Here is an 8,080-nt window from a genome sequence, read left to right as displayed (position 1 = left end):
GTTATACTATAAATAGAAAGATAAATTCGACAACAACATAATCATAAATTCGACAGCAAAACCTTACATATCTATTTCTTATCAGAAAGATTCACTTTCCAAAGACACAAGATTTTTTACAGCCTCAATTTTAGCTAACTGGCATTACCGTTTCAGAGCCCCCTTGCAATGAACATTTATCGCATTTCTTGGTTTTGCATATCCCAAAGCAAATGCTACATCAATTCCAGAAAATAAAAGTCTGCCTCCATCTTCAATCATACGGATGGAACCAAACTCCGAATTGTGAAACTCTGTGATTTTATAATCCGTCTTCTCCATCCTCTTCTCCATCCTCTTCTCCTCCTGAACCGGCAAGTAACATCAAACCATTTTCAATGATTGTGCTCCTAATAAACTCTGCTACATTCACGGTTAAATAACCAAGATATTCTGCAAGGAAACTACTATATTCCTCTTCTGTCAACAATTCCTCCAGTGCTTCCAAATGAGCTGTCACTTTAGAAGTCTGCTTTCCGCCAAGCAGCTTGCCTAATATTTCTGTAAATTCCTCTGTGTCACATGACTCAAACATACATAAGATCATCTCCATTGTTGTTTCCAAAACCAAACGATCCATTTTCATTTGCGTCAGCTCTTCCATTGTTTTCATGGCAGTCATAAGCGCATCACTTGTCATATGTTCTGTATTGATTCTTCCTTCTGAATCAACCAATCCTATTGCAAATAATTCTAAAAAGTATTTTCTCATAAATCTTGTCCTCCTATCGAAATGGCATTTCTTGTTCAAGTTCTTCTGGTATATCGAATGGAATCTTCCTCTTCTCTGCTGGTTGAAATCCGTCAGATTCTTCTTTTTTTGTTTTGGCTTCTGCAAACTCTACATTATCCATAATGACTTCGGTATAATAGGATGCAGTTCCAGTCTGTTCATCTTTGATCTGAGAGATTACCAACTCTCCGGAAAGAGCAATCTTAATTCCTTTTTCAAGATATTTCTCCACAAATTCTGCATTATTTCCATAAGCTGTGATCATCACTACAAATGCTTTGCTTGTGCGATTTCTTTTTACTACCAGTGGAAACCTAGATACTTTGGTTTGTCCCTTTTGCGTAGATGTCAGCTTAGTTTCTGGATCTCTGGCAAGTCTACCCATTAAAACAATCGTATTCATTCTTTTTGTCCTCCCTTTCTTCCTGCAACACCCTTCCCTGGTATTTCAAACAGGATAATAATCTGTGCATTTTCTGCACGAAAAAATGAGGAATGGATTCGAACCATTCCCCACTTGCTACAGGATTTCTCCTGTAATATAAATAAGAAAATCTAAGTATTCACATTTGGGCTTTGTCTGTACATATACATCTGATCGTTATCATTCCAGATAACCCGGCTGTAAAAATACAGTCACAGTCTCTGTTTCAGCAGAGGTCCTGTACCCTTCGGTGGTATCATTATTGCTTCGCTCTTCCCGTAGGAGTCTTCGCCTGCACGAGCCGGATTATCTCCGGTAAGCATGTTCCTCAAGATGTATCAGCTCCTTCAATTGTCAAGGTGCAATCGGAAGAACTGTCTGAACCTCTTTTACGTTTGTGATTTTTGGAAATCAGAGGATTTTCAATTTGCCTTCCATATACTCTGTATTGGGAGCGACAAAATCGGACATGATTTTAGAAATTTTTTGAAATTATTTTTTGAAGTGTAAAAAGATATAAAAAAAAGATGCCAGGATTTCTCCTGACACCATAGTGACTATGCCAACTTCGTGCCCACTGGGCACAAGGTTGATTGTATTATTCTTCATTTCCTAATGATATTGGTTCTTTCTTTGTTTTCTTGTTTTTAGATATCATCTTATGACCTGTGTAAATAGCCATAATCATACAAAGCAAAGAACTTGCCGCAAAATATTTATGGCTTGATTTTGAACCTTTATATCCGCTATAAAAAGTTCCTAGCATCGTTATCAATGCTCCGACAGACCAATATTCATGAGCTTTCATTCTAACATCTCCCTTTGTGTTAATTTTAATATGTACCGTTTGATGAAATATGCAAACAGGAATTTGGAACGTGCTTTATAAATTTTTTCCGATCCCCTCAAGTTCGTTCATGGAATCCTTGTTTTTTTCAAGTTCATCTCTGGCTGTTGCATAATATGATTTTTTGAAAAGCATATCCCATGAAAGATATTTTGCCATACAGTCAAACTGCTTATCAATCAGCTCATACTGGATACTGTCTACGGGAGAACCGCCTACAACAATCGTGCCAACTTTTTTATTTTTTAACTGCAATCCACGGCAGTAGCACTTATCAATGATAAGTTTCAATTGTGCTGACATTCCCCACCAATAAACTGGTGTAGCAAAAAGAATCATATCTGCGGCAGCAATTTTATCAATTGTAGGATTTGTATCATCCTTATCGACGCATCCCTTAGAGCATTGACAGACACCACATCCCTTGCATGGTGCAATGTTGAGTTTGTCAGGTTCAATGATTTCAATTTCATTCTTTTCTGATGCTCCTTTTATAAATGCATTGATTGCTGTCAGCGTGTTTCCTTTTCTGGCACTTCCATTAATGATTACAATTTTCATGCGTGTATCCTCCAACTTCCGATTTCATGATATCATTTCTAATACAGATTTTACCGTATTTTTCAGATTCAGTCCATCTTTTAATCCCAGTCGATAGAAAAATTCTTCTGTTTCTGCTCCACTGCTAAAAATTGCATTACAGTATTCCGTAATCACTTCTTCCTGTTCTTGGGATAACGTTTCCAGTAATTTCTGGTATTTCTTATCAATCTCACTTACTGGCTCTTTATCCTGCTTTAACTTCCATTCTGAATATGCTTTCCCCATATGCTCTGTAATTGTCAGATTCACAAATTCCTGCACTTCCTCGGATATGGTGCTCGCAGATTCCTGTTTATCTTTCTTTTTATCATTTGATTTTTCAAGTGTCGTGTCATCAATATAACGAATGATTTCTCGAATATTTGACTTCATCGACTGCAGATATCCTTTCATCAGCACAGCTACTTTTCTAGCATCCGATTTTTCGGTTTCTTTTTCCAGCATATAAAACTCTTCCAGTTCTTTCAGAATATCCATCCCTGCTTTCATCTGAAATTCCACCTCAAGCAAATCATCCATCACTTTATATAATTCTTCCATTGTTTATTTCTGCCTTTCCATATAGCGCCACTATATTTTCCACAATCATCCAAAAATAAATTCCTGTAATCCACATTTCACAACTTCAATTACTGCAACTATCCCCATACCGATATGTGGGAGTAGAACAAACACTACTGTCGTAATAATCGCTGATTTCATTGTCCAGTCCGTACTGATTCCAAACCCAATACTCAAAACTTCTGTCACAACAGAGATTCCGGCTATCAGATAGCAGAATCCAGCAGATAACCCAACCAGGAACACCAGCACAATATTCACCGCTGCAAGTACCAGCCAAACAGGAGCTGCAATAATTCGAAATGGCAGTTTTATCATAAATCTCAACATAATTCTTCCTCCTACTTTGTGCCCAGTGGACACAAGGTTATTTTAGCATATCTGCCAGATATGACTATCTCTTTTTAAACTTCGTGCCCAGTGGGCACAAAGTTCTTACCTGTCTGGAATATCCTTCCCCCAGTACATGTCATGTCGAACTTCAGCATCATAAAACTGATTGATTGTTGCAGGAGCGTTATACAATACCGTCAGCATATACTGCCGGATATTCTTCACTTTGCTTGTACTCCTGTCAAGACTGAAAAACACATACTGGATGTGTTCATACCCGACTTTGAGCAAACGGCTCTTGACCACTTGTGTAGGCACAGCTTCCCCATTGATCTGTTGATATGTCTTTGTCGAACATATTGCATCCAGCATCAGCTCTACCAGCTCTTCTACTCGTCCAGTTCCATAGCTCTGACAAAGGATCTCATATTCGATATTATCATGAATTAACTGTCGATACTCATTTCTCTCCTGTATCCTATCTCTCCCTTTCTCTTGTTCAGATAGATATTGATAAGATTCATTCTCACTAAATTCAGTATAATTATATTCAGTATTATTACAGTTTGTTTTTGAAACTTCTTGAAGTTTGTTTTCTAAACTTCTTGAAGTTTGTTTTTCAAACTCCTTGAAGTTTGTTTTTCAAACTCCTTGAAGTTTGTTTTTGAAACTTCTTGAAGTTTATTTTTCAAACTTCTGTGTATTTACGGGCTTTTCCGGCTCTTTTTTCGCATATTCTTCTATTTCTGTCTCTGTATTTTCTTTTCTCTCTGCTACATTTTCCGGTGTTTCTTCCGAATCAAAGATTGCTGGCTCATCTGGATATTCTGTCAGGCTGAAATTTTTCACGTAAATAACATTTGTTTTTCCAAGTCCGATTCGCCTCTTCTCAATCAATCCAATCCCTTTTTCCTGATCCAGCTCTTTTAGACAATTCACAGCCTTATTCCTGCCACAGTTAAGCATTTCCATAATCTCTTCCACCGAAAAGAAAATATATGCCCTGTCCTCTTCATCAAACCACCGGTTTTTGATGGACAGTGACATCCGGTCTAACATCAGTCCGTACAGCACCTTTGCTTCACAGGAGAGATTTTTAAAATATTCACTTGTAAACAGCAGTTTGAGAATACGATAAAAACTGTACATATCGCATTCCATTCCTTGAAAATAATGGAATGTTGCTCTTATACTCATGACACATCCCTCCCTTCGTACTTATCAATGATTCTGATTGCTCCATTCCTCCAAAAGCTGACATATAACAGTCCGTATCTTCTGTTCATCATACTCTGGAGGAAAATACTTCTTAATTTCATCCTGTTTTAATGTTACCGTTGTTTTCTTTTTACGCTCTCCTATAACCAGGAGCCGCACAATCTCTTTTGTCAGCGTTTTTTCTTCTCGATGTTGCCTTATTTTTTTTGCCTGTTCCAGACTTGGATATTTTCCGGTACTCTCATGCACTTCCTCCACCATCTCCTGTTCTGGAACCGTAAGATAGGAAAGCTCTACACCCACCTGCAATCCAATCACATCACGGTCTACTGCGTTTAATAAGTCATGCATCAGATACGTGAGCCGGATATAGCGATACACCTGCCTTGCACTGTCATTTGCGTTCTTTCCAATGTCTTTCGCACTGATACCGCCTGACGTTCCCTGATGACTCATTGCTTCCATTTTCATACGGTATGCAAATGCCTTTTCACTTGGAAGTATATTTGGTCTCTGCAGATTGCTGTCTACCATCGCACGGACAGCTGTATCCTGATCCATATTTCTGATAATAACCGGAACCTCTTTAAGACCGGCAAGTTGTGCTGCATGTCTCCTTCTGTGACCGGCGATGATTTCATATTCACCATCACCCAGCGGTCGGACCAGTAATGCCGTAAGGATTCTCTCTTCTTTCACACTTTCCACCAGTTCCGTCATTGCCTCATCATCATTTACTTGAAATGGATGGTTCTCGAAAGAATGTAAATGCTCAAGTGCAACCTGTTGGATATCGTTCGTTTCTTCTCCTCCACCAAGTAATTCATCATAAGATGTCAGTTTTATCTTCGATGCACTTCTACCTTTCATCCAAAAGCACCTCCTGTGTCATCTGCCAATATGCAGCCGCTACTTTTCCTTTTGGATCATGCTCAAATATGCTGATTCCTTCCGCACTGATTTCAGCTGCTCGTACTGAAAATGGAATACTCTGTGGAAAAATCTTAATCTGGTTTCCATATGTATCAAAAATCAGATCAGATATATCTCTTGCATAGTTCGTTCGATTATCCACCATGGTGATCAATATACCTCCAATTTTCAGTTGTTTGTTAAGCTGTCTTCGCACCTTTCCTATCGTCCGTATCAGCTGTTCCAGACCCTTTACAGGAAGATAAGCCGCCTGGACAGGTATAATAACTGCATCGACACTGGCAAGTGCATTGATCGTCAGCATTCCAAGTGATGGCATACAGTCAATCAATATATAGTCGTATTCTCCTCTCATTCTTTCTATATATTGTTTTAAGACAAGTTCCCTGCTCATAATATTTACAAGTGAAACTTCCATTCCAGAGAGTTCGATGTTTGCCGGAATCAAATCAATTCCTTCCTGGTGATGTAAAATTCCCAGTGTATTTTCAAATGGTTCATCTTCTACAATCTTTGTCAGAATAGTAGCCAGTGTGATTGGTAATTCATCTGGGTTATGATACCCAAGACTTGCTGTCATACTTCCCTGCGGATCATTGTCAATCACAAGCACTTTCTTCCCTGCTTTTGCAAGTCCGACTGCCAGATTCACGCAACTTGTTGTCTTGCCAACCCCGCCTTTTTGTGAACACAATGCCAGCACTTTACAATCCTTCATTACTTTCTCTTCCATCCTTTTTATCCTCCCATAAATAACTTGAACCTTTCAGCATTCATAATGCTGCTTCCAAAAATGCAAGATACCGTTCTGTCATACTATCAAGAACCGGTTCTGAAATAACTGGTTTTTCAGACTTCAAATCTTTTGCCACATCCTCCAAAACCAAACTCATTTCCCTCATTTCTGACCGGATAATCTCAATCGTTTCTTTCTTTCCAACAACACATACATGATTGTAGATACATGACCGGACGATATAATCCTGCTTTTTCATTCCGCTCACTTTCACTCTTTCTTCAATCGTTGCTTTTTCATAAGAATTCACCCGAAAAGAAATGGTCGTTGTGTTGTGTTTTCCATGTCTGTCACCAGCCATCGCTTATTCCTCCTCTTCCTCATGCTTCTTATCCAGCAAACCTGCTAATTTACTCTGCGTAGACGGATACAGATGTGAATAGGTATTCAATGTTGTCTCTACCTTTTCGTGTCCCAATCGCTCTGCAATCTCCAATGGAGCCACTCCCATATCCACCAGCATACTGGCATGAGAATGGCGGAGATCATGCAAACGAATCCTTTTTACACCTGATTTTTCAATTCCAGCCGCCATACAATGCTCCATATGAGATTTTGTAAAGTGAAACAAACGCTCATTTTTCATAATTCCGTACAGATGGCTGCAATACTCTCGGAACTCATCCGCCAGAAAATCTGGCATGGTTATAATCCGGATACTTTTCGGTGTTTTCGGCTGTGTTATCACATCTTTTCCTTTTAATCGCTGATAGGATTTCGTAATGGAAATGGTCTTCTCCTCAAGATTGATGTCGTCATAAGTAAGGGCAAGCAATTCACCGATACGCATTCCGGTCCAGTACAACAGAAGAAACGCCATTCTTGTCTCCGCTTTATCACTTACTGTCTCCAGAAAATCGTTGAACTCTTCCTGCATCCAGAAATCTTTCGGTTCTCCTTTGCTCTTGCCTATCGCTCCTGCCTTCCTGCAGGGATTATCCTTCAGGTTATAATATCGGATAGCATAGTTGAAGATTGCAGTCAGCTGACAGTTGATTGTTTTCAAATACGTCTGCGAATAGCCTTTTCCATTCTTATCCTTATACATCAACAACTCATTCTGCCATGCACGTACATCTGCCACCGTAATCTCACTAAGAATCTTTTTCTCAAAATACGGTCTGATCTTCAAATCAATGATGTAACGCTTTGTATACATGGTGTGTTCCCGAAGTCTGACATCCATATCCTTATAGTAGATTTCCAGAAAGTTCCCGAATTCGATATCTACACCCTGGCTCTGTTGCTGAAGGAAGTCTCGCTCCCACTCTTTTGCTTCACCCTTGGTTCGGAATCCTCGTTTTTGTTTTCTCTTTTGGTTGCCCTGCCAATCTTTATAATAGACCTGAACTTTCCAGTTCTTTCCTTCTTTGTAAACACCCATTGCTAATCCTCAACCTTCATTCCGTAAATCTTTTCTGCCAAAAATTTGGTAGAGATTTTTCCAGCTACTACAATATAGCCTTTATAGTGGCTCAGTTGTCAAGACAAAAATCTAAGATTTTTATAATGAACTGATATGGTGGACAAGTTACAAGGAACATGGAGAGAACAGTGGAGCACTCCCCAGATCCAATATATGCTAAGCTACAT

At 39.1% G+C, this 8,080-nt stretch carries 11 protein-coding genes and 1 pseudogene; all 12 read right to left on the bottom strand.

The window, feature by feature from the left end; all coding sequences use genetic code 11:
* Positions 1-144: 144 nt before the first annotated feature.
* Entirely contained in the window at positions 145-333 is a 189-nt protein-coding gene (locus tag FYJ57_RS14310; protein ID WP_118338516.1) for a BRO-N domain-containing protein, read from the bottom strand.
* A complete protein-coding gene (locus FYJ57_RS14305) occupies positions 302-751 on the bottom strand; it encodes a hypothetical protein (protein ID WP_026650179.1) in 450 nt (149 codons plus the stop codon). The genes FYJ57_RS14310 and FYJ57_RS14305 overlap by 32 nt, the downstream gene beginning before the upstream one ends.
* 13 nt (positions 752-764) lie before the next feature.
* Complete coding sequence (locus tag FYJ57_RS14300) at positions 765-1,175, bottom strand: single-stranded DNA-binding protein (RefSeq protein ID WP_049946959.1); 411 nt, start codon at positions 1,173-1,175, stop codon at positions 765-767.
* Between the two features lie 619 nt (positions 1,176-1,794).
* A complete protein-coding gene (locus FYJ57_RS14295; protein ID WP_009300563.1) occupies positions 1,795-2,004 on the bottom strand; it encodes a DUF6219 family protein in 210 nt (69 codons plus the stop codon).
* A gap of 75 nt (positions 2,005-2,079) precedes the next feature.
* Positions 2,080-2,604, bottom strand: coding sequence for a flavodoxin family protein (locus FYJ57_RS14290; protein ID WP_008119059.1), 525 nt, complete (start codon positions 2,602-2,604; stop codon positions 2,080-2,082).
* A 24-nt stretch (positions 2,605-2,628) separates the two neighbouring features.
* Complete coding sequence (locus FYJ57_RS14285; RefSeq protein WP_044925306.1) at positions 2,629-3,186, bottom strand: hypothetical protein; 558 nt, start codon at positions 3,184-3,186, stop codon at positions 2,629-2,631.
* A gap of 45 nt (positions 3,187-3,231) precedes the next feature.
* Positions 3,232-3,537 (bottom strand): hypothetical protein, encoded by a 306-nt coding sequence (locus FYJ57_RS14280; RefSeq protein WP_028087788.1) that lies wholly within the window; start codon positions 3,535-3,537, stop codon positions 3,232-3,234.
* 105 nt (positions 3,538-3,642) lie between these two features.
* Positions 3,643-4,737: pseudogene (locus FYJ57_RS16620) on the bottom strand (DUF6017 domain-containing protein).
* Positions 4,738-4,761: 24 nt separating this feature from the next.
* Complete coding sequence (locus FYJ57_RS14270; RefSeq protein ID WP_154433173.1) at positions 4,762-5,628, bottom strand: ParB/RepB/Spo0J family partition protein; 867 nt, start codon at positions 5,626-5,628, stop codon at positions 4,762-4,764.
* Complete coding sequence (locus FYJ57_RS14265; RefSeq protein WP_154433172.1) at positions 5,618-6,424, bottom strand: ParA family protein; 807 nt, start codon at positions 6,422-6,424, stop codon at positions 5,618-5,620. Before FYJ57_RS14265 ends, FYJ57_RS14270 begins: the two co-directional genes overlap by 11 nt.
* Before the next feature lie 40 nt (positions 6,425-6,464).
* Complete coding sequence (locus FYJ57_RS14260; RefSeq protein WP_154433171.1) at positions 6,465-6,788, bottom strand: plasmid mobilization protein; 324 nt, start codon at positions 6,786-6,788, stop codon at positions 6,465-6,467.
* A 3-nt stretch (positions 6,789-6,791) separates the two neighbouring features.
* The gene (locus FYJ57_RS14255; protein ID WP_154433170.1) at positions 6,792-7,871 is read right to left on the bottom strand and encodes a site-specific integrase; all 1,080 of its coding nucleotides are present in this window, start codon (positions 7,869-7,871) and stop codon (positions 6,792-6,794) included.
* Between the last annotated feature and the right edge of the window lie 209 nt (positions 7,872-8,080).

Source organism: Oliverpabstia intestinalis (assembly GCF_009696065.1).
Taxonomy (GTDB): domain Bacteria; phylum Bacillota; class Clostridia; order Lachnospirales; family Lachnospiraceae; genus Oliverpabstia; species Oliverpabstia intestinalis.
Note: the sequence above shows the minus strand (reverse complement) of the source record. Positions and strands in the feature narration are given on the sequence as shown.

Coding starts and splice junctions, on each gene's coding strand:
- FYJ57_RS14310 (WP_118338516.1), bottom strand. CDS start 333: ATGGAGAAGAGGATGGAGAAGACGGATTATAAAATCACAGAGTTTCAC.
- FYJ57_RS14305 (WP_026650179.1), bottom strand. CDS start 751: ATGAGAAAATACTTTTTAGAATTATTTGCAATAGGATTGGTTGATTCA.
- FYJ57_RS14300 (WP_049946959.1), bottom strand. CDS start 1,175: ATGAATACGATTGTTTTAATGGGTAGACTTGCCAGAGATCCAGAAACT.
- FYJ57_RS14295 (WP_009300563.1), bottom strand. CDS start 2,004: ATGAAAGCTCATGAATATTGGTCTGTCGGAGCATTGATAACGATGCTA.
- FYJ57_RS14290 (WP_008119059.1), bottom strand. CDS start 2,604: ATGAAAATTGTAATCATTAATGGAAGTGCCAGAAAAGGAAACACGCTG.
- FYJ57_RS14285 (WP_044925306.1), bottom strand. CDS start 3,186: ATGGAAGAATTATATAAAGTGATGGATGATTTGCTTGAGGTGGAATTT.
- FYJ57_RS14280 (WP_028087788.1), bottom strand. CDS start 3,537: ATGTTGAGATTTATGATAAAACTGCCATTTCGAATTATTGCAGCTCCT.
- FYJ57_RS14270 (WP_154433173.1), bottom strand. CDS start 5,628: ATGAAAGGTAGAAGTGCATCGAAGATAAAACTGACATCTTATGATGAA.
- FYJ57_RS14265 (WP_154433172.1), bottom strand. CDS start 6,424: ATGGAAGAGAAAGTAATGAAGGATTGTAAAGTGCTGGCATTGTGTTCA.
- FYJ57_RS14260 (WP_154433171.1), bottom strand. CDS start 6,788: ATGGCTGGTGACAGACATGGAAAACACAACACAACGACCATTTCTTTT.
- FYJ57_RS14255 (WP_154433170.1), bottom strand. CDS start 7,871: ATGGGTGTTTACAAAGAAGGAAAGAACTGGAAAGTTCAGGTCTATTAT.